This window comes from Catenulispora rubra, from assembly GCF_015356825.1.
Lineage (GTDB): Bacteria > Actinomycetota > Actinomycetes > Streptomycetales > Catenulisporaceae > Catenulispora > Catenulispora rubra.
In genome coordinates this window covers 1-26,593 of record NZ_JAACYW010000045.1, presented here as the reverse complement: position 1 = coordinate 26,593, position 26,593 = coordinate 1, and the positions used below count along the sequence as shown (strand labels likewise).

The 26,593-nt window shown below is 71.3% G+C and carries 23 protein-coding genes; 18 read left to right on the top strand and 5 right to left on the bottom strand.

Annotated features, from left to right (window positions below; genetic code table 11):
• The first annotated feature begins 2 nt into the window (after positions 1 to 2).
• The 5 genes from GWK61_RS15485 (at position 3) to GWK61_RS15465 (ending at position 5,392) form a co-directional block, all read left to right on the top strand.
• Complete coding sequence (locus GWK61_RS15485) at positions 3 to 1,787, top strand: ABC transporter permease (RefSeq protein WP_194909069.1); 1,785 nt, start codon at positions 3 to 5, stop codon at positions 1,785 to 1,787.
• Positions 1,780 to 2,895, top strand: a complete 1,116-nt coding sequence (locus GWK61_RS15480) for an ABC transporter ATP-binding protein (protein ID WP_194909068.1) — start codon at positions 1,780 to 1,782, stop codon at positions 2,893 to 2,895. Before GWK61_RS15485 ends, GWK61_RS15480 begins: the two co-directional genes overlap by 8 nt.
• 4 nt (positions 2,896 to 2,899) lie before the next feature.
• Positions 2,900 to 3,607 (top strand): GntR family transcriptional regulator, encoded by a 708-nt coding sequence (locus GWK61_RS15475; RefSeq protein ID WP_194909067.1) that lies wholly within the window; start codon positions 2,900 to 2,902, stop codon positions 3,605 to 3,607.
• Between the two features lie 88 nt (positions 3,608 to 3,695).
• The gene (locus GWK61_RS15470; RefSeq protein ID WP_194909066.1) at positions 3,696 to 5,066 is read left to right on the top strand and encodes an acyclic terpene utilization AtuA family protein; all 1,371 of its coding nucleotides are present in this window, start codon (positions 3,696 to 3,698) and stop codon (positions 5,064 to 5,066) included.
• Positions 5,066 to 5,392, top strand: a complete 327-nt coding sequence (locus tag GWK61_RS15465) for a DUF4387 domain-containing protein (protein WP_228562362.1) — start codon at positions 5,066 to 5,068, stop codon at positions 5,390 to 5,392. The genes GWK61_RS15470 and GWK61_RS15465 overlap by 1 nt, the downstream gene beginning before the upstream one ends.
• Positions 5,393 to 5,423: 31 nt before the next feature.
• Here the strand turns inward: GWK61_RS15465 and GWK61_RS15460 are convergent, their stop codons facing one another.
• On the bottom strand, positions 5,424 to 6,014 hold the full coding sequence (locus GWK61_RS15460; protein ID WP_194909065.1) for a TetR/AcrR family transcriptional regulator: 591 nt from the start codon (positions 6,012 to 6,014) through the stop codon (positions 5,424 to 5,426).
• A gap of 88 nt (positions 6,015 to 6,102) precedes the next feature.
• On the opposite strand from GWK61_RS15460, the gene GWK61_RS15455 reads away from it, so the two are divergent.
• Positions 6,103 to 6,855, top strand: a complete 753-nt coding sequence (locus tag GWK61_RS15455) for an SDR family NAD(P)-dependent oxidoreductase (protein ID WP_194909093.1) — start codon at positions 6,103 to 6,105, stop codon at positions 6,853 to 6,855.
• Positions 6,856 to 6,949: 94 nt separating this feature from the next.
• Here the strand turns inward: GWK61_RS15455 and GWK61_RS15450 are convergent, their stop codons facing one another.
• Positions 6,950 to 7,825, bottom strand: coding sequence for a LysR family transcriptional regulator (locus GWK61_RS15450; RefSeq protein ID WP_194909064.1), 876 nt, complete (start codon positions 7,823 to 7,825; stop codon positions 6,950 to 6,952).
• Positions 7,826 to 7,900: 75 nt separating this feature from the next.
• Here GWK61_RS15450 and GWK61_RS15445 point away from each other — a divergent pair, with 75 nt between their 5' ends.
• Together GWK61_RS15445 and GWK61_RS15440 are read left to right on the top strand one after the other, a co-directional pair.
• A complete protein-coding gene (locus GWK61_RS15445; RefSeq protein ID WP_194909063.1) occupies positions 7,901 to 9,211 on the top strand; it encodes an MFS transporter in 1,311 nt (436 codons plus the stop codon).
• A 156-nt stretch (positions 9,212 to 9,367) separates the two neighbouring features.
• Entirely contained in the window at positions 9,368 to 11,305 is a 1,938-nt protein-coding gene (locus GWK61_RS15440) for a pectate lyase-like domain-containing protein (protein WP_194909062.1), read from the top strand.
• A gap of 82 nt (positions 11,306 to 11,387) precedes the next feature.
• Here GWK61_RS15440 and GWK61_RS15435 read toward each other — a convergent pair whose 3' ends face one another.
• Positions 11,388 to 11,951 carry an NADPH-dependent FMN reductase gene (locus GWK61_RS15435; protein ID WP_194909061.1) on the bottom strand — a complete coding sequence of 188 codons (564 nt, stop codon included), beginning with the start codon at positions 11,949 to 11,951 and terminating at the stop codon, positions 11,388 to 11,390.
• Between the two features lie 152 nt (positions 11,952 to 12,103).
• Between GWK61_RS15435 and GWK61_RS15430 the strand changes: the two genes are divergently transcribed.
• Both GWK61_RS15430 and GWK61_RS15425 read left to right on the top strand, forming a co-directional pair.
• Positions 12,104 to 12,733, top strand: coding sequence for a TetR/AcrR family transcriptional regulator (locus tag GWK61_RS15430; RefSeq protein WP_194909060.1), 630 nt, complete (start codon positions 12,104 to 12,106; stop codon positions 12,731 to 12,733).
• 143 nt (positions 12,734 to 12,876) lie between these two features.
• Positions 12,877 to 13,317 carry a nitroreductase family deazaflavin-dependent oxidoreductase gene (locus tag GWK61_RS15425; RefSeq protein ID WP_194909059.1) on the top strand — a complete coding sequence of 147 codons (441 nt, stop codon included), beginning with the start codon at positions 12,877 to 12,879 and terminating at the stop codon, positions 13,315 to 13,317.
• A 15-nt stretch (positions 13,318 to 13,332) separates the two neighbouring features.
• On the opposite strand, the gene GWK61_RS15420 is transcribed toward GWK61_RS15425, so the two are convergent.
• On the bottom strand, positions 13,333 to 14,163 hold the full coding sequence (locus GWK61_RS15420; protein ID WP_194909058.1) for an alpha/beta fold hydrolase: 831 nt from the start codon (positions 14,161 to 14,163) through the stop codon (positions 13,333 to 13,335).
• Between the two features lie 192 nt (positions 14,164 to 14,355).
• Positions 14,356 to 15,003 carry a TetR/AcrR family transcriptional regulator gene (locus tag GWK61_RS15415; protein ID WP_194909057.1) on the bottom strand — a complete coding sequence of 216 codons (648 nt, stop codon included), beginning with the start codon at positions 15,001 to 15,003 and terminating at the stop codon, positions 14,356 to 14,358.
• Between the two features lie 89 nt (positions 15,004 to 15,092).
• On the opposite strand from GWK61_RS15415, the gene GWK61_RS15410 reads away from it, so the two are divergent.
• The 8 genes from GWK61_RS15410 to GWK61_RS15375 all read left to right on the top strand — a co-directional run bounded on the left by GWK61_RS15410 (position 15,093) and on the right by GWK61_RS15375 (position 26,570).
• Positions 15,093 to 15,833, top strand: a complete 741-nt coding sequence (locus tag GWK61_RS15410) for an SDR family NAD(P)-dependent oxidoreductase (RefSeq protein WP_194909056.1) — start codon at positions 15,093 to 15,095, stop codon at positions 15,831 to 15,833.
• A gap of 190 nt (positions 15,834 to 16,023) precedes the next feature.
• Complete coding sequence (locus GWK61_RS15405) at positions 16,024 to 17,667, top strand: amino acid permease (RefSeq protein ID WP_194909055.1); 1,644 nt, start codon at positions 16,024 to 16,026, stop codon at positions 17,665 to 17,667.
• On the top strand, positions 17,664 to 18,509 hold the full coding sequence (locus GWK61_RS15400; protein WP_194909054.1) for an urea amidolyase associated protein UAAP1: 846 nt from the start codon (positions 17,664 to 17,666) through the stop codon (positions 18,507 to 18,509). Before GWK61_RS15405 ends, GWK61_RS15400 begins: the two co-directional genes overlap by 4 nt.
• The gene (locus tag GWK61_RS15395; RefSeq protein ID WP_323747577.1) at positions 18,506 to 19,192 is read left to right on the top strand and encodes an urea amidolyase associated protein UAAP2; all 687 of its coding nucleotides are present in this window, start codon (positions 18,506 to 18,508) and stop codon (positions 19,190 to 19,192) included. Before GWK61_RS15400 ends, GWK61_RS15395 begins: the two co-directional genes overlap by 4 nt.
• Positions 19,189 to 22,884: an urea carboxylase gene (gene uca, locus GWK61_RS15390; RefSeq protein ID WP_194909053.1), complete on the top strand. Its 3,696-nt coding sequence runs from the start codon at positions 19,189 to 19,191 to the stop codon at positions 22,882 to 22,884. Before GWK61_RS15395 ends, uca begins: the two co-directional genes overlap by 4 nt.
• Positions 22,885 to 22,940: 56 nt before the next feature.
• The gene (locus GWK61_RS15385; RefSeq protein WP_194909052.1) at positions 22,941 to 24,626 is read left to right on the top strand and encodes an allophanate hydrolase; all 1,686 of its coding nucleotides are present in this window, start codon (positions 22,941 to 22,943) and stop codon (positions 24,624 to 24,626) included.
• Positions 24,623 to 25,321 carry a TetR/AcrR family transcriptional regulator gene (locus GWK61_RS15380; protein WP_194909051.1) on the top strand — a complete coding sequence of 233 codons (699 nt, stop codon included), beginning with the start codon at positions 24,623 to 24,625 and terminating at the stop codon, positions 25,319 to 25,321. The genes GWK61_RS15385 and GWK61_RS15380 overlap by 4 nt, the downstream gene beginning before the upstream one ends.
• Before the next feature lie 124 nt (positions 25,322 to 25,445).
• A complete protein-coding gene (locus GWK61_RS15375) occupies positions 25,446 to 26,570 on the top strand; it encodes an FAD-dependent oxidoreductase (protein ID WP_194909050.1) in 1,125 nt (374 codons plus the stop codon).
• Positions 26,571 to 26,593 lie beyond the last annotated feature (23 nt).

Genomic DNA, 26,593 nt, shown 5'->3' with positions numbered 1-26,593 from the left:
CCATGGCGACCCGCACCCTCGACGAAGCCGTCCCGGTCGCCGCTCGCGGCCGGAACCGGCGCCGGCGCCTGCCGACCGCACCGGGCCAGTACCTGGTGTGGGCCGCGGTCGCCGTACTGACCCTGGCACCGCTGGTCCCGCTGGTGATCACCTCGCTGCGCTCCAAGCCCTACTACCTGCCCGGCGGCGTGTTCAGCACGGACGCCTACCGGCAGCTGTTCGCCGACCCGGCGTTCCGCAGCGCCGCCGTCAACACCCTGCTGTTCGCGATCGCGACCACCGCGCTCGCGGTCGCGCTCGGCGCCGCGTTCGCCGTTCTCATCACCCGCACCGACCTGCCCGGCAAGCGCTGGCTGGGCCCGGCTCTGCTGGCCCCGCTGCTGATCCCTCCGCTCGGGCTGATCGTCGGCTGGGAATCGCTCTACGGGCCGGCCGGCTACCTCACCCAGCTGTGGCACAAGAACCTGCACCTCCCGGTCTGGAACCTGACCTCCATCCCCGGCATGTCAGTACTCGGAGCCGTGGTGACACTCCCGATCGCCTATCTGACCTGCAAGGCGGTTCTGGAGAGCGCCGACGGAGCGTTGGAGGACGCGGTCCGGGCGTCCGGCGGCGGCACCATCCGCATACTGCGCACCGTGACAGTGCCGATGCTGCGCACCGCGCTGCTGGACTCCGGAATGCTCATCTTCACCCTGTGCCTGGAGGTCCTGGGCATCCCGCTGTTCCTGGGCCGCCCGGCGAACATCAGCTTCATCGCCAGCTACCTCTACGACACCTGGTCCAACAGCACCGTCCCGGACCCGCCGATCGTCTCGGCCGGCGCGATCCTCCTGCTGGTCGTGGCCTCGGCGCTGCTGATCATCCGGGGCAGGCTGCTGCGACACTCGGCCCGCTACACCGCCGGCACCCGGGCCAACCCGCCTGCGCGCGCCCTGGAGCTGGGCCGCTGGCGCCGTCCGATCGCGGGCCTCATAGCCGCTTTCGTAGCCATCACCTCTGTGATCCCGTTGCTGGGCCTCGGCCTGATGTCCTCGGTCACTTCGCTGACGACCCTCGTCGCGCCGTGGCACCTGTGGACCGGCGGGAACTGGAGCCAGACCTGGTCGGACCCCACCCTGCACCGGGCGATCACCGACAGCCTCGTCGTCGCCGTGATCGGCAGTGTGGCCACCGTGGCGTTGGTCGCGGTCGCCACCGTCATCGCCGGCCAGTCGCGGTTCCGGCTGCGCCGCACCCTGCCCGCGCTGCTGGTCTATCCCCGGGCGACACCCGGCATCGTGTTCGGGGTCGGATTCTTCTGGCTGTTCCTCATCGTGGGCTGGCCCGGCGCGATGCTGCGCAACAGTCTGTGGGGCGAGCTGCTGGCGCTGAGCGTGCGCAACATGACCCTGTCGTACATCATCATCGCCCCGGCGCTGGCCCGGATCAGTCCGGAGCTGGCCAAGGCGGCCGCGACGGCCGGCGCGGGCTGGTGGACCACGACGCGCCGGATCACCCTGCCGCTGCTGCGGCCGGCGATCCTCAGCGCGGTGGTGTTGATGTTCGTGACCCTGGTCAGCGACTACGACCCGGTGGTGTTCCTGGCCAAGCCCGGTACCGAACTGCTCGGCACCACCATGTTGCAGACCTGGGGCAAGGGGCTGCCCGGCCCGGTCGCCGCGCTGGCCCTCATCCAAGTCCTGCTGGTCGCCGCGGCGCTCGCGATCGGCGTCGGCGTCCGCTTCGGCTTCGGCTTCGGCTTCGGCTTCGGCTCGACACTGCGGAAGAAGGCCCGCCATGCCTGAGATCTCCATACGTTCCCTGACCCAGACCTTCGGGGCCGCCCGCGTCCTGGACGACGTCAGCTTCACCGTGCCCGACGGACGGTTCGTCACCCTGCTCGGGCCGTCGGGCTGCGGGAAGACCACGACCCTGATGTCCATCGCGGGGTTCCAGACCCCGTCGCACGGCATCATCCGCCACGGCGACCGCGTGCTGTTCGACGCGCGGCAACGCCGCAACGTCCCGGCCGAGCGCCGCGAGCTGGGGGTGGTGTTCCAGTCCTACGCGCTGTGGCCGCACCTGACGGTCGCGGCCAACGTCGGCTTCCCGCTCAAAGTCCGCCGCACCGACCGGGCCGAGATCAAGAGGCGGGTCGCGGAGGTCCTGGAGCTTGTCGAGCTGAGTCACCGCGCCGACGCGCATCCCCACGAGCTGTCGGGAGGGCAGCAGCAGCGTGTCGCGTTGGCCCGCGCGCTGGCGCACGGCCCGACCGCGCTGCTGCTGGACGAGCCCTTCTCCAACCTGGACGCCAAGCTGCGCGACCGGGCCCGCGACTGGCTCGGCGCCCTGCACCGCGACCTCGGCATCACGACCGTCTTCGTCACCCACGACCAGACCGAGGCGCTGGCCATGAGCGACCAGATCCTGGTGATGAGCGGCGGTCGGATCGTGCGGGCCGGGCCGCCGCTGGACGTCTACCGGCGACCTGGCAGCCGGTTCGTCGCCGAGTTCCTGGGCCGCTGCAACTTCGTGACCGGGATCGCGCATCACGTCGGCGGCGACGTCTACGTGCTGGAGGCGCCGGGCCTGCTCGGCGGCGTGCGGTTCCGCGCCGACGTCACGCCGGGGCCGGGCGCTGTGACCCTGGCGGTGCGGCCCGAGTCGCTGTCCGTCTCGGAGCAAGTGCCGGGAGCCGCAGAGCCCGGCTGGTCGGGGCAGGTCACGCACAGCACCTTCCTGGGTGAGAGCTTCCTGCACACCGTGCAGGTCGGACCGCAGGTGCTGCAGGCGTCGACCCCTCGGCCGCTGACCACCGGCTCTGTCCAGGTCAGCGTGGTCGACGACGCGGCCAGCCCGGTCAGCGACGAGGCGGAGGCGTTTGACAAATTTGCTGTAGCAGAAATCGAATAGGACCATGACGCTCCCGGAACTCAGCTCGCAGTCGCTCGCCGACCAGGCCTACAAGGCGCTGCGGGCGGCGATCGTCCAGGGCGACCTGCCCTGGGGCGACAAGATCACCGAGCGCGGTCTGGCCGCCGGCCTCGGGGTGAGTCCGACGCCGGTCCGGGAGGCCTTGCGCCGGCTGGAGCAGGAACAGCTCGTCGAACGCACCGGACCCCGCTCCCTGCGCGTGGCCACCGTCTCCCCGCAGGCGCGGTCCGAGAGCGGGACCATCGAGGCGGCCCTGGAAGGAGTGGCCGCGCGCTTCGCCGCCGAGAAGGCCACAAAGACGCAGCTCGAACGGATGCAGCAGCTGCTCGACGCCGCCGACGACGCCGCGGCCGTCCTGCGCGCGGACCGCGACGCCGGCCGGGAGCTGACCCCCGACCAGGTGGAGCGGATCTTCAACGCGGTCCGCGACTTCCACGCCGAGATCGAGCTCGCGGCCGACAACATCCAGCTGACGCGCACGCTGACCCAGGTCCGCGCGTTCAGCCGCTCCGAACGGCTGAAGATCGCCGCCGCCCAGCTCAACGCGGGCGCGACCAGCCAGATCCAGCGCTACGGCCAGCACCACCAGATCCTCGCGGCCCTGCGCGACCGGAACAGCGACCTGGCCGAACAGCTGGCGCGGGTCCATGCCGCGTCCTCGGCGGGCGACCTCGCCGGCTGGGACGCCTAGGCCCGGACCGGGGACGCCCCTCTCCCCTACCAACGCAGCCCCACCGCAGGCTTGCTATAGCAAATTGCAAAGAACGGAGAACGGCACCATGGAGATCAGGATCCTCGCCCCCACCGGGGCCCTCGGCGCGGGCTTCCCCGTCGAGTCGCTGGAACGCGGAGTCGCCCTGCGCCCGCATGTCATCGCCTGCGACGCCGGCTCGACCGACAGCGGGCCGTACTACCTGGGCGCCGGGCAGCCGAAGCTGTCGCGGGAGGCCGTCGGCCGCGATCTCCGGCTGCTACTCGAAGCGCGTGACGCACTCGGCGTGCCGCTGATCATCGGGTCCTGCGGCACGAGCGGTCGCGATGTGGGCGTCGACCTGGTGGCCGACATCGCCCGGGAGATCGCGCGGGAGGAAGGCCTGGGATTCAAGCTCGCCCTCATATACGCCGACCAGGACCCTGACTACCTCATTAAGCGCTACGACCAGGGCCGTATCCGCCCGCTGCACCCCGCGCCGCCGATCGACGTCAACACCCTGACCGACAGCCATGTGGTAGGCATGATGGGCGTCGAGCCGATCCAGCAGGCACTGCGCGACGGCGCCGAGGTGGTCCTGGCCGGACGCGCCAGCGACACCGCCCTGTTCGCGGCGCTCCCCCACGCGATGGGCGCCGACCCCGGTCTGACCTGGCACGCGGCCAAGACCGTCGAGTGCGGCGCGGCCTGCGCCATCCCGCCGAGGCCCGACGGCCTGTTCGTCCACCTGCGCGACGACCACTTCGACGTCCAGACGCTCGATCCGTCCGTCCGGCTCACGCCGCACTCGGTGGCCGCGCACACGCTGTACGAGAACGCCAACCCGTATCTGATCACGGAGCCGTCGGGTGTCCTGGACACCTCGAACGCCACCTATACCGCGGTCGACGAGTGGACGGTGCGCGTCGCCGGCGCCGAATACCTGCCCGGCGACACCTACACGATCAAGCTGGAGGGTTCACGCCTGGTCGGCTACCAGACCATCGCGATCGGCGGCATCCGCGACCGCGTGGTCATCGAGCAGCTGCCGACGCTGCTTCCGATGGCGAAGGAGTACTTCCGGGCCAAGATCCGCGACGTGTTCGGCGGCCGCGTCGATCCCGACGACATCGACATCGACTACCGCCTCTACGGCCGGAACGCGGTGCTCGGCGTCAACGACCCGGACCGCGACCGCCCCGTGCACGAGCTCGGCGTGCTGATCACGGTCACGGCGCCGACCCAGGCCGTCGCGCACGCCGTCGCCACCTTCGTCGCGCACGCCAGCTCCCACCTGCCGATCCCCCAGTACGAGGGCCTGGCCAGCACCATCGCGTACCCGTTCTCGCCACCGGAGATCGACCGCGGCCCACTGTACGAGTTCACGCTGAACCACGTGGTCGAACCCACCGACCCGCACGAGATGTTCCGCACCGTCCACGAAGAGGTGAAGCCCTGATGCGCCTGCTCGACCTGTGCTCCCTGATCCGCTCCAAGAACGCCGGGCCGTTCGTCCTGACCTTCGACTTCATGGGCCGCGACACCGCGAGCTACGAGGCGCTGCGGAACTCCGGCGTGCTGACGCCCGAGCTCTTCGCCGAGCTCTACGGCGGCGATCCCGCCGACGTCCTGGTGGTCCACCACGACCGCGCCGAGGCGGTCAAGGTCTCCATGCCGCGACCGGTGCGCCAGGGCGACCTGCGCGATTCCGACTGCTACGGCGGGCAGTTGTACGCGCCGTTGGTCGATCTGGAGGTTCCGGTGCCGGCTTCCGAGCAGACCTGAGCACTACACCCCCATCTCAGGGTCCTACCTCCTACGACCGAGGCAGGACGGCCATGGCCGTTTCAGCGATCGCGCGCAGCGATTCAGCGCTGCTGCCGCCCTTGCCCAGGGCCTCGATCCCGCGCAGCACGGCCAGCAGGAGTCCGGCGAGGCGGCCGGGGTCGGCGTCCCGGTCGATCTCGCCCGCCCGCTGGGCCCCGGCAACGCAGGAGGCGATCAGTCCTTCGATGGCCGCGAAGGTGCGGCGGGCCGTTGCCACGACCGCCGGGTCCTGTCCCGAGAGCTCGGCGGTGCCCTTCGCGAGCAGGCAGCCGCGCAGGCACACGTCTGAGGCGGTGGCGTCCGCGACTGCCGTCACATGTGTGCGCAACCGCTCGAACGCGCCGGCATCCGGGCCGTCCAGGTCCCGGCGCACGCCTTCGACCAGCGCGGCGCAGTGTTCGTCGAAGGCCCGCAGGAACAGTTGGTGCTTGTCGCCGAACGCGCCGTAGAGGCTGCCCTTCCCCAGGCCGGTGGCCGCCGCGATGTCGTCAACCCGCGCCGCCGCGTAGCCCGTCGCCCAGAACTGGTCCCTGGCGACACGCAAAACCTCTTCCTCGTCAAAGCTCCGGGGGCGCGCCATGCCGCAACGATACCCGTTCTTGACCACCCGGTCCAGAATGGGCTACGTTCTGGACCAGGCAGTCAAGAACTACGAGAGGACCGACGTCATGAGCCCCCTGGACGGAAAGACAGCCCTGGTCACCGGAGCCTCCACCGGCATCGGACGGGCCATCGCCCAGCGCTTCGCCGACGACGGAGCCCGGGTCTACATCACCGGCCGGCGCGCCGACGAGCTCGAAGCCGCGGCGAAGGACATGGGTCCGAACGCGGTCCCGGTGCAGTCGGACGTCTCTCGCGCCGCCGACATCGACCGCGTCATGGACGTCATCCGCGGCGACGGACGGCGGCTCGACGTGGTGGTCGCCAACGCCGGCCTGGGCGACGGTTCAAGCCTGACCGACGTCACCGAGGAGCAGTTCGACCACGTCTTCGGGGTGAACACCAAGGGCAGCCTGCTGACCGTCCAGAAGGCCCTGCCCCTGCTCGCAGAGCCCGCGTCGGTGATCCTGCTCGGCTCCACCACCATCCACCAGGGCGTCGACCGCATGGGCGTCTACGCCGCGTCGAAGGCCGCCGTCCGCAGCCTCGGCCGCACCTGGGCCGCCGAACTGGCCCCGCGCGGCGTGCGGGTCAACGTCATCACGCCCGGCCCCATCGCCACCCCCGCCCTCGAGGGCCTGGCCACCCGATTCGGCCAGACCACAGAGGACTTCCACACCGCGCTCGCCTCCCAGGTCCCACTCCAGCGCATGGGCCGCCCCGAGGAGGTCGCAGCGCTGGCCGCCTTCCTCGCCGGACCGGAGAGCTCGTTCATCACCGGCGCCGAGCACTTCGTCGACGGCGGACAGGTGCAGGTCTGAGCGGTGGCGCCCAGATCGGAATGAGGCGAGTCTCGGCGTTTCATGGTGGGGCGCCGACGTTCAGCGACGAGCCGGTCTAGTTCGCTGAAGCCGCTCAGCTCGCAAGCACCAGGTCGATGAGCGCCCGCGCGGCCGCCGAGGAGCGGCGTTCAGCCGGGGTCAGGAGTGAGACCTCGAACTCCTGCGTCGGGGCCACCGGCCGCAGCGCCACCGGCCGTGATCCGACGGTCAGCGACGGGCTGAGGAACGCGTACCCGAAGCCGGCCCGGACCAGGTCGACGGCGGTCGGGATGTCGGTCACCTCGACGGCGATCACGCGGTGCAGGCCCGCGCCCAGGAACAGGCGGTCCACGCCGTTCCGGATGCCCCAGCCGACCGGGAAGTCGACGAAGCGCGCGCCGTCGAGCTCGGCGAGCGGGATGACGTCCCGGCCGGCCAGCGGGTCGTCGTCGGGGCAGGCGAGCCGCATCGGTTCGGAGGCCAGCCGGTGCGCGGTGACGCCGGGCGGATACTCGCCGGGAAGCCCGGCGAACGCCATGTCGAGATCCCCGTCGGCGACGCGCGCGGCCAGCTCGGCCGATCCCTTCTGCGCGGTGATGGGGATGATCCGCACCGCGGGGCGCTCCCGGTGGTAGCGGGTCAGCATCGCGGCCATGTCGATCAGGTGCAGCGAGTGCATGATGCCGACCCGGACCGTGCCGCGCAGGCCGCCCTGCGCGGCGGCGACCGCGTCCCGCGCCACGTCGACGGCGGACAGGACGTTCCGGGCCTCGGCGAGCAGCGCGCGGCCGGTGTCGGTCAGTTCCACCTGATGCGTGGTCCGGTCGAACAGCCGCCCGCCGAGTTCACGCTCCAGGGACCGGATCGAGACCGACAGCGTCGACTGGACCAGGTGCAGCCGGGCGGCAGCGCGGGTGAAGCCACGCTCCTCGGCGACGGCGACGAAGTGCTCCAGGTGCCTGAGCTCCATGTTATGTCTCTCGTCGATGACCGTCATCATTTCTTTTCGTTGTACATAATAAGCGTCGGCGCGCACGCTGGACGCATGACTGCGATCTCCAATGCGACCTCCGCACCGTCGGGTTCGCCGACGGCGCCTACGGACCGGGGCCTCGACCACGCACGCCGGCGCCGCCATCACTCGTTCGGGTTCTGGGCCGCGGCGGCCGCCTTCCTGGTGAACATGGGCTTCTCCGCGGTGCCCACCCCGCTCTACGTCCTATACCAGCGCCGCGACCACTTCTCGACGATCACGCTCACCGTCGTCTTCGGCGCCTACGCCATCGGCGTGGTCGCCAGCCTGTTCTTCGGCGGCCACCTCTCGGACAGCCTCGGCCGTAAGCGGGTGCTGGTCCCGGCGCTGCTGGTCAACGTGCTCAGCGGCCTGATCTTCGTCCTCGCACCGAGCCTGGCCGGCCTGCTCGTGGCCCGCGTCGTCTCCGGCGTCTCGATCGGCCTGACCACCGCGACGGCCACCGCCTACCTGTCCGAGCTCCACCGCGAAACGCTCGCTGACGCCTCGCACTCCGCACAGCGCGCACGCTCCGCAAAGACAGCACGCTCCTCCCAGACAGCACAGATCGTCGCCACCGCCGCGAACCTCGGCGGCATCGGCGTCGGCCCGCTGATCGCCGGACTCCTCGCGCAGTACGCGCCGCAACCGCTGCGCCTGTCGTACTACGTCTTCGGCGCGACGCTCCTGGTGCTGTCCCTGCTCATAGCCCTCTCCCCGGAGACCACCGACCGCCCCGACCCGATGCCCCGCTACCGCCCGCAGCGCATCGCGGTGCCGCCGCACGCCCGCCCCATGTTCCTCGCCGCCACGGCGACCGGCGCGGCCACCTTCGCCGTCTACGGCGTCTTCACCTCACTCGCCCCGTCGTTCCTGGCCGGCACCCTGCACCAGACCTCGCACGCGGTGGCCGGCGCCGTAGCGTTCACCGCCTTCGCCGCCGGCGCGCTCGCCCAGATCGCGATGAGCCGCGCGGGACAGCGCACCGCGCTCCGCACCGGCCCGCTGCTGCTGATCCCCGGCCTGGCCCTGATGATCACCGGGATGTGGCTGCCGGACCTCACGACCTTCGTGATCGGCGGCGCCCTGGCCGGTGCCGGCGCCGGCATCTCCTTCCGCGCCGCGATCACCGCCGCCGCCTCCACCGCCGCCCCGGAATCCCGGGCCGAGGTCCTGGCAGGGTTCTTCCTCGGCGCCTACGTCGGCCTGACCGTGCCGGTGGTCGGTCTGGGCATCGCGACCCAGCACGTCTCCGCCCGCAACGCGATGGTGGTATTCGCCGCGCTGGTCAGCATCGCCGTGGTGGCCTGCACGCGGGTGGTGCGGGTGGCCGCGGACAGATGAGACCGATGATCACCTGAAGCGTTTGACCAGCAAGAGCCTTCGACCAGCTGGAGAGCATCTCTTGACAGCGCTCGTCGCACGCGAGTTCACTCCTGTCCCTGAGAGCGCTCTCCAACACAGGTATCACAGACATCCGCTACGAAGGCTAGGTGGAATGTGATCAGACGTAAACGTTTCCGCTACCCGCGCACCCTCGGGCGCGCGGGCCGGGCTCTGACGATCGCGGCGGCGGCGTTGGGCCTCGTGACAGCCTCCGCCCTCACCACGTCGGCGTCCGCGTCGGCATCCGCGCCCCGCACCGCGTCCGTGTCCAGTTCTGCGAGCGCCGCGCACCAGAGCCCTGCGACGCTCCTCCCGCCCACCGGCGGCGCCCTCGGTCCGAACGTGATCGTGTTCGATCCGACGATGTCGCAGGCCTCGATCCAGAGCACGCTCACCACGATCGCGACCCAGCAGGTGCCGAACCAGTTCGGCACCGAGCGCTACGCCCTGCTCTTCAAGCCCGGGACGTACGGCTCCGTCGCGAATCCCCTGGTCTTCCAGGTCGGCTACTACACCAGCGTCGCCGGCCTGGGCCTGACCCCGGACCGCACCGTCATCAACGGCTCGCTCGACGTCTACAACCAGTGCCTCGGCAGCCAGACCAACTGCAACGCCACCGACAACTTCTGGCGGTCGGTGACGAACCTGACGATCAACGTCGCCGGCGGCAGCGGCTGCCAGGCGAACACCGAGTTCTGGGCCGCCTCGCAGGCCGCCCCGCTGCGCCGGGTGGTCGTCAACGGCAACGTCAGCCTGATGGACTACTGCGACGGCTCGCCGGACTACGCCAGCGGCGGCTTCATCGCCGACTCGCGGTTCACCGGCGGGACGGTCATCAACGGTTCGCAGCAGCAGTACATCACCCGCAACACCGCCCTCGACGGTTGGACCAACGGCGTCTGGAACCAGGTCTTCTGCGGGGACCCGGGCGCTCCGGCCCAGAGCTTCGCCGCGAACTCCGGAGACCCCGGCGGCCCGGCCCCCTACACGACGCTGGCCACGTGCCCGGTCACCAAGGAAGCCCCGTACCTCTACCTCGACGACTCCGGCCAGTACCAGGTCTTCGTCCCCTCGCTCCAAAAGAGTTCGAGCGGACCGAGTTGGGCCGCGGGCCCCACTCCCGGGACCTCGCTGCCGCTGAGCAAGTTCTACGTCGTGAACCCGGCCAGCACCGTCATGCAGATCAACACGGCGCTGCTGCTCGGCGACGACCTGCTGTTCACCCCGGGCGTCTACAACGTCCCGCGGACGATCCACGTCCTGTGGCCGAACACGCAGATCGTCGGCCTCGGCTTCCCCACCCTGGTCCCGACCGACGGCAACGTGGCCATGGACGTCGCGGACACCGGCGGCACCACGCTGTCCGGCCTGATCTTCGACGCCGGGACGGAGAAGTCGCACGCCCTGCTCGACATCGCACCGCGGCCCTTCCACGTCAGCCACGCCGACAACCCGATCACCGTCGACGACGTGTTCTTCCGGGTCGGCGGCGCGACGGCCGGCACGGTACGCGACGCCTTCGTGGACAACAGCGACGGCTCGATCCTCGACGACGTCTGGATCTGGCGCGCGGACCACGGCGCGGGCGCCGGCACCTGGACCTCCGACCAGGCCGACACCGGTCTGACCGTCAACGGGAACGGCGTCACGGCCTACGGGCTCGCGGTCGAGCACTTCCAGAAGAACGAGACGGTCTGGAACGGACAGCAGGGCACTGTGATCTTCTTCCAGAACGAGAACCCGTACGAGGTGCCGAACCAGGCCTCGTGGATGGCGAGCCCGACGCAGAACGGCTACCCCGCCTTCCTGGTCGGCAAGCACGTCAAGACCTTCCAGGGCTACGGCATGGGCAGCTACACGTTCTTCAACCAGGGGGTGGGCATCCAGAACTCGATGGCGTTCCAGGCACCGTCGAGGCCCGGCGTCCAGTTCCACGACATCCTGACGGTGTTCCTCACCGGCTCCGGCGGGATCCAGTCGGTCATCAACGGCAAGGGCGCGGCGGTCAGTTCGACGTTCGTCGGCCCGAGCGACGTCGTCTCGTACCCGTAGCGCAGTAGCAGTAGCAGAGTCCTGAATTCCCCGGGCCAGGCCGCCGCGAGGCAGCCTGGCCCGGCTCCGGTCCCGCCGGGCCTCAGACCCGCAGGGTCTTCAGCGCACCGGCCCACGCCTCAAGCTGGTCGAACAGCACGGTGGCGGAGTCGTCGTGCTGCGGGCCGGGGTGGAAGGCGGAGAAGTTCTCGAAGTCGGTGAACATCGAGAAGGACAGCTGCTGGCGGACCGTGGCCATCTGGAGCTCGCTGGCGATCGCCCGCAGGTGCTCGATGGCCCGCGCGCCGCCGAGGGAGCCGTAGGAGACGAAGCCGGCGGCCTTGTTGTTCCACTCGGCGTGCAGGTAGTCGATGGCGTTCTTCAGCACCCCGGACGTGGAGTGGTTGTACTCGGGGCTGACGAATATGAACCCGTCGAACGCAGCGATGGTGGCGGCCCAGGCCTTGGTGTGCTCGCCCGCGTACTGGCCCATGGCCGGCGGCAGGGCCTCGTCCAGGTGCGGCAGCGGGTAGTCGGCCAGGTCCACCAGCTCGTACTTCGCGCCGGTGCGCGCCGCGGCCTTCTCCATGACCCAGTCGGCGACGGCCTTGCCGTTGCGGCCGGGCCGGGTGCTGCCGAGGATGACCGCGATCTTCAAGTCGCTCATGATGCTTCCGATCTGTGAGTGTGCTGGTCGGTCGAGGTTTCCGCCGACCGCCGTGAGGGCGGGTGCGGGGGTTGTGTGCGGGCGGGGGTCGCCGCGCTCCACGATAAACGGACTTTACCCCGATTAACATTCCCGCCGGTACCATGGCCCCCATGGACCGCCCCGCTCTGCCTCTGGGCGCACTGCCCCTGGGTGCACCGCCGACCGAACGCGCCGACGCCGTGCGCAACCGCAAACACCTGCTGGCCACGGCCCGCGAGATGCTCGCCGAACAGTGCGGCGCGGACGGCATCACCATGGACGGCCTGGCCGAGCGCGCCGGGCTCGGCAAGGGCACGGTGTTCCGCCGGTTCGGCACCCGCGCGGGGATCTTCCAGGCGCTGCTCGAAGACGACGAGCACGACTTCCAGGAACAGGTGCTGGCCGGACCCGCGCCGCTGGGCCCCGGCGCCCCCGCGATGGACCGCCTGATCGCCTACGGCGAGGCCAGGATCGCCTTCATGATCAGGAACCGCGACATCGCGCGCGCCTCCCTCGACGGCCGGCAGCCGATTCCGGCCGGGACGGAATCACCCCTGTCCCGGACGCACATCCGCATGCTGTTGGGGCAGCTGCGGCTCGACGGCGCCGACCTGGAGATGCTCGCCATCCAGCTCACCGCCGCCTTGGACGGACCCATGCTGCTCTACCTGTCGTCCTCCGACCTCACCGAGCCCACCGGGATCGAGGACCGGATCGGCCAGGCCTGGCAGGACCTCATCCGGCGTCTCTGCGGCGTGTGATCCGCCCCGACCCCGAACACGGACGCCGATCCGCGCAGCCTCTGGCCTCCGCCCATCAAACGGGGTAAAGTCCGCTTGAGGACGAGGCCCCGCCACGCCTGGTGGCCGGCCGGTGGACCGACGACGGATCGGATGACGAAACCATGCCTCTCACCGGGGAATACGAGCCCAGCGCGTTCGACTTCAGCCGCGACCAGGTCGAGCTCTACGAACGCTCCGGAGGGACCGAGGGCGCCGAGAACCAGGGCCGGCCGGTCATCGTGCTGACCTCGGTCGGCGCCAGGTCCGGCAAGCTGCGCAAGACCCCGCTGATGCGCGTCGAGCACGACGGCGAGTACGCCGTCGTCGCCTCCCTCGGCGGCGCGCCCAAGCACCCGGTCTGGTACTTCAACGTGACCGCGGACCCGCACGTGGAACTCCAGGACGGCCCGGCCAAGAAGGACTACCGGGCCCGGGAGGTCCACGACGAGGAGTACGAGGCCTGGTTCGACCGCGCCGTCGCCGTCTGGCCGGACTACGCCGAGTACCAGAAGAAGACCAGCAGGAAGATGCCGATCTTCGTCCTCACCCCTTTCGAGGCATAGGGACGCGGGTGGCCGCTACGCCAGGAACTTCAACAGCTCCGCGTTGATTTCCTCGGCGTGCGTCCAGCACAAGCCGTGACCCGCGCCCTCGATCGCCTTGTACTCGCTGCCCCGGATCAACGCGTGGGTCCGGGGCCCGCAGGCGGCGATCGGCAGGATCCGGTCGGCCGTGCCGTGCAGCACGAGCACCGGGACGTCGATCTTCGGCAGGTCGGCACGGAAGTCCGTGTACCACGTCGCCACGCACGCGATGGTGCCGGTCGGCGACGCCCCGACCGCCGTGTTCCAGCAGTCCTGGACCTCCTCCGGGCTGATGAGCGATCCCAGTGTCTCGTCCAGGTTGAAGAAGTTCTTGTTCCACTCGGTGAAGTACGCGGCGCGGTCCGCGGTCAGCGCCGCCGCGATCTCGTTGAAGACGTCGAGCGGCACGCCGTCGGGCGTCTCCGGCGTCTTGAGCAGATACGGCGGGACGCCGGAGATGATCACAGCCTTGCGGATCCGGGACGAACCGTAAGACCCCAGATACCGGGCGATCTCACCGCCGCCCATCGAGTGCCCGGCGAGGTCCGCGTCCTGCAGGTCGAGCGCCTGAAGCAGCTTGTCGAGGTCGGCCGCGAAGGTGTCGTAGTCGTAGCCGGTCGACGGCTGGCTGGACCGGCCGAAGCCACGCCGGTCGTACGTGACGACCCGCCGCCCGGCGGCCAACAGCGCCCGCTCCTGGCGCTCCCAGGCCCGGCCGCTGAGCGGGAAGCCGTGGATCAGCACCACCGGACGCCCGGAGCCGTGGTCTTCGTAGTAGAGGTCGATCGACGCGCTGTTCTCCTGCCCCACGGTGACGAACGGCATGGCGAAGGCTCCTTCTGCGGGTGATGCGATGTGGTGACGCGCGGTGGTGATGCGATGGAGTGGATCGGCCCTGCGACCGACGCCAACCGCCACCTTTCCCCCGGTCGTCCAGCGGCGCTTCCGGACAACACTGGTCCCGCCGGCGACAGACCGGCCGACCAGCGGATTCGACCCGATGCGGAGACGGGCCCGTTAGGCCGATCGGGTGAGGCTGACCGAGGCCCCAGCAACTACGGTGTGGGCTTCCACGTGGCTGATCATGGCGTCGAGCGTGACTTCCAGGGGCCGGACATCGCGGTGGATCTGGGTGAGCAGGAGTCCGCCCTGCAGTGCGGCGAGGATGGTCAAAGCCAGCTCGTCGGGGTCGGCGGTGAGCTCCCCGCGTTCGTGCATGGCCTGCAGTCCTCCGCGGATACCCGCCTCCCAGCGCAGGAACGCGGTGGAGACGGCGGTGCGCGCGTCCGGGTTGATCTCGGCCAGTTCGCTGCCCAGTGATCCGATCGGGCAGCCGCCGCGGCAGCCGAGGTCGCGTTGGTGCTGGATGAGGAAGTCACGCCAGGTGCGCAGCCCGTCGATGCTGTCGAGCCGCACGAACATGGCCTCCTGGCCGCCGACGACCGACTCGTTCTGGTAGTCGATGACCGCCAACACGAGTGCCTGCTTGTCGGCGAAGTAGTGGTAGAGCTGCGAGCTGCTGGCCCGGGCCGCGGTCTTGACGTCTTCCATCGTGGTGCCGGCGACCCCGTTCTCGTACATCAGCTGCGCGGCGGCGGCCACGATGCGCAGGCGCGTCGCCTCGCCCTTCCGGGTCAGTTTCGCGGGCTGGTCACGGGTGTTCATGAGATCAGCCTACCTCAAGTTCTGGATTGGACAATCCATTTTTTGCGGCGAATAGTGGATCGCACAAGCCATTCTCAAGGAGGCGCCTCATGGAACTCACCGGCAAAATCGCCCTGGTGACCGGGTCGACCAGCGGCATCGGCCGGGCCACCGCCCAAGCCCTGGCCGACCGGGGCGCCCACGTCCTGGTCTCGGGCCGCGATCCCGAGCGCGGCGCACAGGTGGTCCAGGCCCTGCGCGCCGCCGGCCACAAGGCCGACTTCCTGGCCGCGGACCTGCACGACGCCGACTCGGCACGCGACCTGGCCCAGCGCGCGATCGCCGCCGCCGGCCGGGTGGACATCCTGGTCAACAACGCCGGGATCGGCGGGTTCGGTCCCACCGAGGCGACCACCGAGGCGGAGTTCGACGCCATGTACGCGATCAACGTCAAGGTCCCGTACTTCCTGGTCGCGGCGCTGGCCCCGGCGATGGCCGAGCGCGGCGGGGGTGCGATCGTCAACGTGTCCACGATGGTCGCCGCCTTCGGGATGCCGGGAATGGCGCTCTACGGTTCCGGCAAGGCCGCCGTCAACTTGCTGACCAAGGCCTGGGCGGCCGAGTTCGGGCCGCACGGGGTACGGGTGAACGCGGTCTCCCCCGGGCCGACGCGCACCGAGGGCACCACGGCGATGGGCGACGGCCTGGACCAGCTCGCCTCCCAGGCGCCCACGGGGCGGGTCGCCGACGCGAACGAGATCGCGCAGGCGGTCGCGTACCTCGTCGGCGACGGCGCGAGCTTCGTCCAGGGCGTGGTCCTGCCCGTCGACGGCGGACGCGTCGCGGTGTGAGCGGGGCCGGGCCGCGCCGACCGGCGCATCACGCTTCCACGTGTTCCCCGGAACCTGCGTGAACCGTCGCGAACCTGCGCCGGATTTAACACAGGAAATACGACCGCGTCATGAAGCGGTGACCAGCCGATATGACTTTGGGTGATACCTGTCGCTCGACAGGTATTCGCCAGTCCCGGTGAGGTCCGCGATGAGTCAGCACCCGAACGTTGCGCCACCCGCTCAACCCCTGTCCCCGTCCGGCCGCGGCGCCGCGACGGGCCTCGCCGAGGCCGACGGCCTCGCCGCCCTCGGGTACCGCCAGGAGCTGCGCCGCGGGGTCGGCTCCTTCTCCTCCTTCGCCGCGGGGTTCTCCTTCGTCAGCATCCTGACCACCGTCTTCCAGCTCTTCGGCCTGGGCTTCGGGTTCGGCGGCGCGGCGTTCTTCTGGACCTGGCCGGTGGTGTTCGCCGGGCAGATGCTGGTGGCGCTGAACTTCGCTGAGCTGGCCGCGCGGTGGCCGGTCTCCGGGGCGATCTACCAGTGGTCCACGCGGCTGGCCGGAAAGGTGTTCGGCTGGTTCACCGGCTGGACCATGATCGTGGGACAGATCCTCACGGTCGCGGTGGCCGCCGTCGCCCTGCAGGCGGTGCTGCCGAGCATCTGGAACGGGTTCCAGATCGTCGGCGGCTCGCACGCCGACGCCACGCCGACCTCCTCGACCGGCGCGGAGAACGCGGTGCTCCTCGGCTGCGTCCTGCTGGTCGTCACCACGGTCGTGACCATCGTCTCGGTGCGGGTCATGGCCCTGGTCACCAGCGCCGGCGTGGTCGTCGAACTGATCGGTGTCAGCGCGCTGATAGCCCTGCTGTTCTTCCTGCCGAAGCGGTCGGCGACCGTCGTGCTGCACACCACCGGCGCGGCCTCGGGCGGCTCGTACCTGTTCGCGTGGCTGGCCTCGGCGCTGATGGCCGCGTACGTCCTGGTCGGCTTCGACGCCGCCGGCGAGCTCAGCGAGGAGACCCGCGCCCCGCGCCGGACGACGCCGAAGACGATCGTGCGCGCCGTCGCGGTATCAGGGCTCGGCGGAGGCCTGCTCATCCTGGCCGGCCTGATCGCGGCGCCGAGCCTGACCGATGGGAACCTGGCCTCCGGCGGACTGGCCTGGGTGGTCTCCCAGCGGTTCGGGTCCGTGCTGGGACGGCTGCTGCTCTGCACGGTGGCAGTGGCGGTGTTCGCGTGCACGCTGGCCTGCCAGACCGCCGGATCGCGGATGGTGTTCTCGATGGCACGCGAGAACGCGCTGCCGTTCTCCCGGACCCTGGCGAAGGTCTCGCCGCGCACCGGGACGCCGATCACCGCGAGCCTGGTCGTGGGCGTCGGAGCGGTGGCGGCACTGGTCGTGAACATCGGCCAGACCGCGCTCTTCACAGCGTTGTCGAGCCTGTGCATCGCGATGCTGTATCTGGCGTACCTCGGGGTGACCGGTCCGCTGCTGTGGCGGCGGCTGACGGGATGGACCGCCCTGTCCGACGGCGAGCGGGACGAGGAAGGACACGCCGTCTTCAGCCTGGGCCGGTTCGGAATCGCCGTCGGCACGATCGCCGTGCTCTATCAGGCCGCGATGGTGGTCAACCTGCTGTGGCCGCGCACCGCCGTCTACGACACGACCGGGCACACCTGGTGGCTGCGGTGGTCGGGGGTCCTGTTCATCGCCGGGGCGACGGCCGTCGGCGGCCTCTACTACGCGGCGACGCACCGGCGGCACCGGGCACCCAGCGGGATCACGGTCGGAGCGGTCGCGGCAGCCGGAGGGGCCGGAGCGCCCGGAACGGTGGCCGAGGCAGCGTCATGACCACCCGCCAGACCGACACCATCACCGCCGCCCGAAGCGACGCGCGCTCCCAGGCCGCATCCGCGACCGCGACGGCCACGCAATCCATGCCCTACATCCCGGCCGCGACCTCGCCGTACATACCGGCCGACGTCGCGCCGCACGCTCTCACCTGGGCCGAGACCGTCCCCCCGGCCGCCTACACGCACCGCATCGTCGCCCGCGGCACACGGATCCGCCTGCAGGACCCCACCGGCGACGCCTGCGCCAACGTCTTCCTCCTACGCGCCGACGCACCGTACGAACGCCTCAACATCGCCGACACCCTCAAGATCCCCTGGCAGGCCTACCTCGGCCCCGGCCATCCCCTGCTCTCCGGCGACGGCAGGGTCCTGGCCACCCTCGCCGCCGACACCTCGCAGCACCACGACGCCTTCTGCGGCACCAGCTCCGACGCCTGGAACCTCGCCAAGTACGGCGACGCCCGCCCCGAGGGACCGACGCCGTCCGGCCAGTCGCTCCTGCCGCTCGCCGCCGCGAAGCACGGCCTGACGCCGCGCGACCTGGGCCCGTCCCTGTCCTTCTTCCAAGGCGTCCGCGTCGCCGAGGACGGCACCCTCACCTGGCAGGGTTCCGCAGGCCCCGGCACCTCGGTCGACCTGATCGCCGAGCTCCCGCTGATCGTCCTGATCGCCAACGTCCCGCATCCCCTGGACCCGCGTCCCGACTACCGCGTCGGCCCCCTGCGCATCCACGCCTGGCGGAGCACCCCGACCGGACCCGGCGACGCGTCCTTCGCCGCCAGCCCCGAACGCACCCGCGCGTACCTGAACACCATCGACGACTGGGAGTCCCGCTCGTGACCGTCCTGGACTGGTCCCATCCCCTGGTCCCCGGCACCGTCGTGCGCGACGACCGGGTCGCGGCGCGCGCCTCGTGGTCGGCGGTCGTACCGGCCGGGCAGGTGCTGACGATCGTGGACGTCGGCGGCAACCAGAGCGCCGACTGCCTGCTGTTCGACGCCGCCGACCCGGCCGAGCGCTACAGCGTCCCGGACACGCTGACCTGGTCGGGCAACGCCTACGTCCGCACCGGTACCGTGCTGCGGTCCAATCACGGCAATCCCCTGATGACCGTCGTCGGCAACGAGGTGGACCGGCAGGACACGATCGGCGGGGCCTGTTCCAAGGAGTCCAACACCCTGCGCTACGGCCACCACACCGCCGCCGACCACGCCTGCCGGGAGAACTTCCTGTTCGAGGGCGCGAAGTGGGGTCTGGGTGTCAGGGACCTGGTGTCGAACCTGAACTGGTTCATGAACGTCCCGGTCGAGGCCGACGGGGCGCTGGGGATCGTGGACGGCCTGAGCGCGCCCGGCAAGCGCGTGGCGGTGCGCGCCGAGCGCGACGTGCTGGTCGTCGTGTCCAACTGCCCGCAGATGAACAACCCCTGCAACGCCTTCGACCCGACGCCGCTGCGCATGATCGTCACCGCTGCCGACGCCGCCCCGCAGAACGTCTCGCCGACCGCTCAGGAGGACGCGTGAACCCCCGCTTCGACACGGTCCTGATCGCCAACCGCGGCGAGATCGCCCGGCGCGTGATCCGTTCGGCGCGGGAGCTGGGCATCCGGACCGTCGCAGTGTTCTCCGACGCCGACCGGGCCGCGCCGCACGTCCGCGAGGCCGACACGGCCGTCCGGATCGGCCCCGGCCCGGCACGCGAAAGCTACCTGCGCGCCGAGGCGATCCTGGAGCTCGCGGTCAAGCATGGTGCTGCCGTACACCCCGGCTACGGCTTCCTGTCTGAGAACGCGGAGTTCGCCCGCGCCGTCGAAGAGGCCGGCCTGGCCTTCGTCGGCCCCACGGCCGAACAGATCGAGGCCTTCGGCAGCAAGCACACGGCGCGCGCCCTCGCGGCGGACGCCGGCGTCCCGATGCTCGCCGGATCCGGTTTGCTGGCCTCGGCGGACGAGGCGGTCGCCGAAGCAACGCGGATCGGGTTCCCGGTGATGCTGAAGGCGACCGCGGGCGGCGGCGGGATCGGCATGGCGGCGTGCGCCACGGCCGAGGAGGTGCGCGAGGCGTTCGACCGGGTCAGTCGCTTGGCCGGCGCGAACTTCGGGGAGGGCGGCGTGTTCCTGGAGCGGCTGGTCCGGCCGGCGCGGCACGTCGAGGTGCAGCTGTTCGGCGACGGCGCCGGCCGGGTCGCGGTGTTCGGCGACCGCGACTGCTCGCTCCAGCGCCGGCACCAGAAGGTGATCGAGGAGGCACCCGCGCCGGGGCTGCCGGACCATATGCGGGCACTGCTTCACGAGTCGGCACGGACCCTGCTGGCCGGCGTCGGATACCGGTCGGCCGGAACCGTGGAGTTCGTCTACGACCCGGTCCGGGCCGAGGCCTCGTTCCTGGAGGTCAACACCCGGCTGCAGGTCGAGCACCCGGTCACCGAGGAGGTGTTCGGGGTCGATCTGGTGGCCCTGATGCTGCGCCTTGCGCGCGACGGCGCGGCCGGGCTCGACGATGACTCAGGGCTCGATGGTGACGCAGGGCTCGGCGACGCCGTCTTCGGCCCGCACGAGCCGCGCGGCCACGCCGTCGAGGCCCGCGTCTACGCCGAGGACCCGGGGCGTGGCGGGCAGCCGAGCTCCGGGCTGGTCACCGCGGTGCTGTTCCCCGGCCAGGGCACGCCGCCGCTGGCCGGGGTGCGGGTGGACGGCTGGCTGGAGACCGGGATGGAGGTCTCAGGGCACTACGATCCGATGCTCGCCAAGGTGATCGCGTCAGGCCCGTCCCGCGACGACGCGCTCGATGTGCTGCGCGAAGGGCTCCAGGGCTGCCGCGTGGACGGGATCGTCACGAACCTCGGGCTTCTCAGGGCCCTGACCGACGACGCGGCACTGCGCTCGGTGACGCATTCGACCTCCACACTGGCCGAGGAGGGACGCGTCGGCGATCCCGATCCGCGCGTGGACGTGCTGGTGCCGGGGTTGCAGACGACGGTCCAGGACCTGCCGGGCCGCATCGGGCTGTGGTCGGTCGGGGTCCCGCCGAGCGGGCCCTTCGACGCGGTGTCCTTCGCCGAGGCCAACCTGGCGGTCGGCAACCCGGCCGGGGCGCCGGCGCTGGAGGCCACCGCCTCGGGGCCGACGCTGCTCTTCTCGGCGGCGACGATCGTCGCCGTCACCGGCGCGCCGTGCGAGGTCCTGCTGGACGGCGCGCCGATCCCGATGTGGGAGCCGGTCGAGGTCGCGGCCGGGTCGGAGCTGGCGGTCGGCGCGGTCGCGGGTCCCGGGCTGCGGGTCTACGTGGCCGTGCGCGGCGGTTTCGACGTGCCGCGCCACCTGGACAGCGCCTCGACCTTCACGCTCGGCGGGTTCGGCGGCCACGGCGGCCGGGCCCTGGTCACCGGTGACGTGCTGCGCCCCGGATCGCCGGACTCCGACCACCCGCATCCGGCGTTCCCTCCCGGCGAGCGGCTGACGCGGGTCGGGCCGCCGACCCCGGCGCACCGGCGCCCGGCGTTCACCGACGCCTGGGAGATCGCCGTCACCGAGGGCCCGCACGCGGCGCCGGAGTTCTTCACCCGCGCGGACATCGAGACCTTGTACGCGTCCTGCTACACCGTGCACCACAACTCGGCGCGGACCGGCGTGCGGCTGCTGGGGCCCCGCCCCGCGTGGGCCCGGCAGGACGGCGGCGAGGCCGGGCTGCATCCGTCGAACATCCACGACACGCCCTACGCCGTCGGCGCCCTGGACTTCACCGGCGACACCCCGATCATCCTCGGGCCGGACGGGCCCTCGCTCGGCGGCTTCGTGTGTCCGGCGGTGGTGGCCGGCGGCGACCTGTGGAAGCTCGGGCAGCTGCGGCCCGGCGACACCGTGCGGTTCGTCCCGGTGCGGGAGGCCGACGCGGCGCTGCTCACCGACGACCGCGCGTGCCACACGGTGCTGCTGCGCGGCGGCGACGGAGACGACGGCGTGCTGGGCCGGCTGCCGGCGCAGGACGACCGCCCGGAGGTGACCTACCGGCGCGACGGGGACGGCAACGTGCTGGTCGAGTACGGGCCGATGACGCTCGACATCGGGCTGCGGATGCGCGTCCACGCCCTGCAAGAAGCGCTGGCCGCACACGCGCCGCGCGGCGTTCTGGACGTGACGCCGGGCATCAGGTCCCTGCAGGTCCACACCGACTCGCGGACCCTGCGCGCGACCGACATGGCGGCGCTGCTGCGCGAGCTGGAGGCGACGATCCCGCCTACCTCGGAGCTGGTGGTGCCGTCACGGACGGTGCGGCTGCCGCTGTCCTGGGACGACCCGGCCACGCGGGTCGCGATCGAGCGCTACATGGCCGGGGTGCGCGACGACGCGCCGTGGACGCCGTGGAACATCGAGTTCATCCGGCGGATCAACGGCCTGGAGTCGGTCGAGGACGTGCAGCGGATCGTTTACGACGCCTCGTACCTGGTGCTCGGGCTCGGCGACGTCTATCTGGGAGCTCCGGTCGCGACCCCGCTGGACCCGCGGCACCGGCTGGTGACGACGAAGTACAACCCGGCCCGCACCTGGACCGCCGAGAACTCGGTCGGGATCGGCGGGGCTTATCTGTGCGTCTACGGGATGGAGGGGCCCGGCGGGTACCAGTTCGTGGGGCGGACCGTGCAGGTCTGGAACCGCTTCCGCCGCGGCGGGTTGTTCCGCGAGCATCCCTGGGCCCTGCGGTTCTTCGACCGGATCGAGTGGTATCCGGTGTCGGCCGAGGAGCTGCTGGAGCTGCGCGCCGAAACCGACGCGGGCCGCGGCGACTTCGAGACGGTCGAGGGGACGTTCTCGATCGCCGAGTACGAGCGGTTCCTGGCGCGGGAGGCGGAATCGATCGCCGCGTTCCGGGCGCAGCAGAGTGCTGCGTTCGACGCGGAGAAGCAGCGCTGGCACGCCTCGGGAGAGTTCGACCGGCAGACCGAGCCGGTCGCCGCGACCGCGCCGGACCAGTCGGGGTTCGCGGTGCCGGACGGGGCGGTCGTCGTGGCCGCGCCGTTCCTGTCGACGGTGTGGCAGCTGCACGTCGAGCCGGGTTCGGTCGTCGCCGCCGGACAGCGGATCGCGGCGGTGGAGGCGATGAAGATGGAGTCGGTGGTGACGGCGCCGTGCGCGGGGCGGGTGTTGGATGTGTACACCCGGCCTGGGGAACAGGTCGCTGCGGGGCAGGCGCTGGTGTCGATCGGGGTGGGGGCTTGAGTTCCTTGGGTTCGCAGAGTGCTGTTGGTTCGCAGAGTGCCGTTTCGCATAGTGCTTTGCGGTGCGGCGCGGACGGTGCTGTTTCGCGGGTGCGCGCTGCGTTTGCCCGGATCCGGGAGGCCGACCGGCCGGAGGTCTGGATCAGCGTGCGTCCGGAGCCGGAGGTCCTGGCCGAGGCGGAGGCGATCGATGAGCGGGTTGCCGCCGGAGAGCGTTTGCCGTTGGCAGGGCTGGTGTTCGCCGTCAAGGACAACATCGACGTCCTGGGCTTGGCCACGACCGCCGGCTGTGCCGCGTACTCCTACCGGCCGGACCGGGACGCCACCTGCGTCGCGCGCCTGCGTGCCGCCGGTGCGATCGTCATCGGCAAGACCAATCTCGACCAGTTCGCGACCGGACTGGTCGGCACCCGCAGCCCTTTCGGCCCCGTCCGCAACGCCTGGGATCCGGCGCGGATCTCCGGCGGCTCGTCGTCGGGGTCGGCCGTGGCGGTGGCGCTCGGCGAGGTCGACTTCGCCCTCGGGACCGATACCGCCGGTTCCGGCCGAGTGCCCGCCGCGTTTCAGGGCATCGTCGGGGTCAAGCCGACTGTGGGTTCGGTGCCGACGACCGGCGTGGTCCCCGCGTGCCGTTCGGTGGATTGCGTGACGGTGTTCGCCCCCGAACTCGCCCTCGCGCGCACCGTCGCCGAGCTGATGGGTGACCCGGCTCCGGTGTTGCCGGCGCTGCCGGCGCGTCCGCGGGTCGCCGTCCCGGTCGCGGCGCAGCTGACCGGCCTGGCCGAGGGCTGGTCGGAGGCGTTCGCGGCGGCGGTCGCCCGGCTGCGCGCGTGCGGCGTCGAGATCGTCGAAGTGGACATCTCTCCACTTCTGGCGGCCGCGGCCCTGTTGTACGGCGGCGCCTTCGTCGCCGAGCGCTACGCGGCCGTCGGCGAGTTCATCGAGAAGCATCCGGACGCCGACCTGGACCCGACGGTCGCGGCCATCATCCTGGCCGGTGCCGCCCCGACCGCCGCCGAACTGTTCCGCGACCGCGAGCGCCTGGAGCAGCTCGGCGCCGAGGGGCTGGCCGTCTTCGACACCTGCGACGCCCTGCTCACCCCGACCACCACCGGCCACCCCACACTCGCCGAGGTCGCCGCCGATCCGGTCGGTGTGAACAGCCGCCTGGGCCGGTACACGAACTTCGCGAACCTGTTCGGCCTCGCGGCGCTCGCGGTCCCGGCGGGGCTCGTCGACGGGCTGCCGTTCGGCGTCATGGTCACCGGCGCGCCGCACTCCGACGCGGCCCTGGCCGAACTCGCCGCACGTTTCGCCGCGCCGCCGGTCCACGTCGCGGTCTTCGGGGCGCACCTGCGCGGCCAGCCGCTGAACCGGCAGCTGGTCGGGCTCGGCGGCGCGTTCGCCGAAGACGTGCGCACCGCGCCGGAGTACCGGCTTTTCGCGCTGAGGACCGTCCCGGCCAAGCCCGGCCTGGTCCGGACCGGCGCCAACACCAACGCCAACACCGGCACCGGCACCGCACAGGGCGCGTCTATCGAAGGCGAGTTGTGGAAGCTGCCCGCCGCCGGATTCGCCCAACTCGTCGCAACCCTGCCACCCCCGATGGCGATCGGCCCGGTAGCGCTGGCCGACGGCCGCACGGTGCCCGGTTTCCTGTGCGAACCGGCAGCACTCGACGACGCGGAGGACATCACCGCGGCCGGCGGCTGGCGCGCTCATCTGGGCCAGGCGCGAGAATGACCATCGTGGAGAAGACGTCACGCGCGGGCCGACCCCGCGCGGTCCCGGACACCGCCCCGCAGCTGCCGCCGCGCGAACAGATCCTGCTCGCCGCCGCCGGGCTGTTCGTGGAGCAGGGCGTCGGCAGCACCTCGACTCGCGCCATCGCCGACGCGGTAGGCATCCGCCAGGCGTCGCTGTACTACCACTTCGCAGGCAAGGACGACATCCTCGCCGAACTGCTGGACCGCTCGGTGCGCCCCAGCGCCGAACTCGCACGCCGCTTGGAGGAACAGGCAGGCTCCGACCCGGCGGCCGCAGCAGCGGCGCTGTACACCCTGGCCGCGACAGACACCGAGCTGCTGGCGCGCGCCCCGCACAACATCGGCAGCCTGTATCTGATCCCTGAGGTACGCGACGAGCGCTTCGACGACTTCCGCGCCCTGCGACACGAACTGCAGGAGATCTACGGCCGACTCGGCGGCAAGGCCGGGCAACTGGTCGCCGGCTCGGACGCGGTACCGGCGACGGTGCTGGGAGCACTGCTGATCCAGGTCGTGGAGGTGGTCATCCCCCTGCGGCGCTGGGGCGGCACCTCGGCGGAGCCGGCGGTCGAGATCGAACCGGCCGTCGTGGCGGAAGCGACGCTGCGGACGGCCGGACTCGGTCCGGCCGAGATCCGGGCCGCGGCGGCGGGTGCCACGAAACTGGGGTGACCGCCGGGAGGCCTTCGCGGCCGAGCCGCCGACCACCACGAGTTGACACGAACTAAGTTCGCCGAGTAGAACTTAGATCGTCAGAACGAACTAAGTTCGTTCGCAGGTCATCCGGAGGTGTGTGATGCGAGTTTCCATTGTCGGAGCCGGTCTGGGAGGTCTGGCTCTCGCGCAGGGTCTGCGCGGCGCCGGGATCGAGGCCGCCGTGTTCGAGCGCGACCCGGGCATCGTCGCCCGGTTCCAGGGCTACCGGCTCGTGCTGGACCCGGTCGGTTTCCAGGCGGTGCGCGACTGCCTGCCGACGCGCTGGCACCCGCTGCTGGACGAGATCGTCATGGACGCCGCCGCCGAGCAGCTGATCCTGGACCCGCAGCTGAACGAGATCGGCCGGCTCGGCGCCGGCCGGACCGGCATCGTGGTCGACCGGCAGGTGCTGCGGCACCTGCTGCTGACCGGCCTCACCGTGCACACCGACGCCGCGCTGACCGGCTACGACGTCCAGGCCGACGGCACCGTCCAGGCCCGGTTCGCCCGTCGCGACCCGGCCACGGCCGACCTGCTCGTCGGTGCGGACGGCGTCACCTCCGCGGTCCGCGGGGTGCTGACGCCGCAGACCACGCCGACGGACACCGGCGTCCGGTTCGTCATCGGCCGCACCCCGCTGACCGACGAGTTCGCCGGCCTGTCCAAGGCCTACGGCTCGAAGATCGCCGGCGACGGCGTCAGCCTGCTGCTCGGCGCGATGCGGTTCCCCACCCCGCCGAAGGAGGCCGCCGAGCGGCTGGCCCCCGAAGTCACGCTGCCCGACATCGGCGACTACGTCCGCTGGGCCATGATCCTGCCGCCGAACGGCTCCCTGCAGGACCTGAGCGCGCAGGACGCCGTCCTGTCCCGGATGGAGGGCTGGCACCCGGAGCTGCGCGCACTGATCGAGCAGGCCGACCCGGACAACAGCACCCTGCTGTCCATCCGCGTGGTCAAGCCCGGCGCACGCTGGGCGTCCGGCCCGGTCACCCTGCTCGGCGACGCGATCCACGCCACCTCCCCGACCGGCGGCAACGGCGCCAACACCGCGCTGCGCGACGCCGACCTGCTGCGCCGTCACCTGATCGAGGCCGACGAAGGCCGCCGCGACCTGCTCGGCGCGGTCGACGCCTACGAGCGGCAGATGTTCGAGTACGGCGCCGCGGCCGTGCGGAGCAGCCTCGACAAGCTGCCCGCCTTCGCCCCCGAAGCGAAGCTGTCCTGACGCCGAACCCCACCCCGCACGCC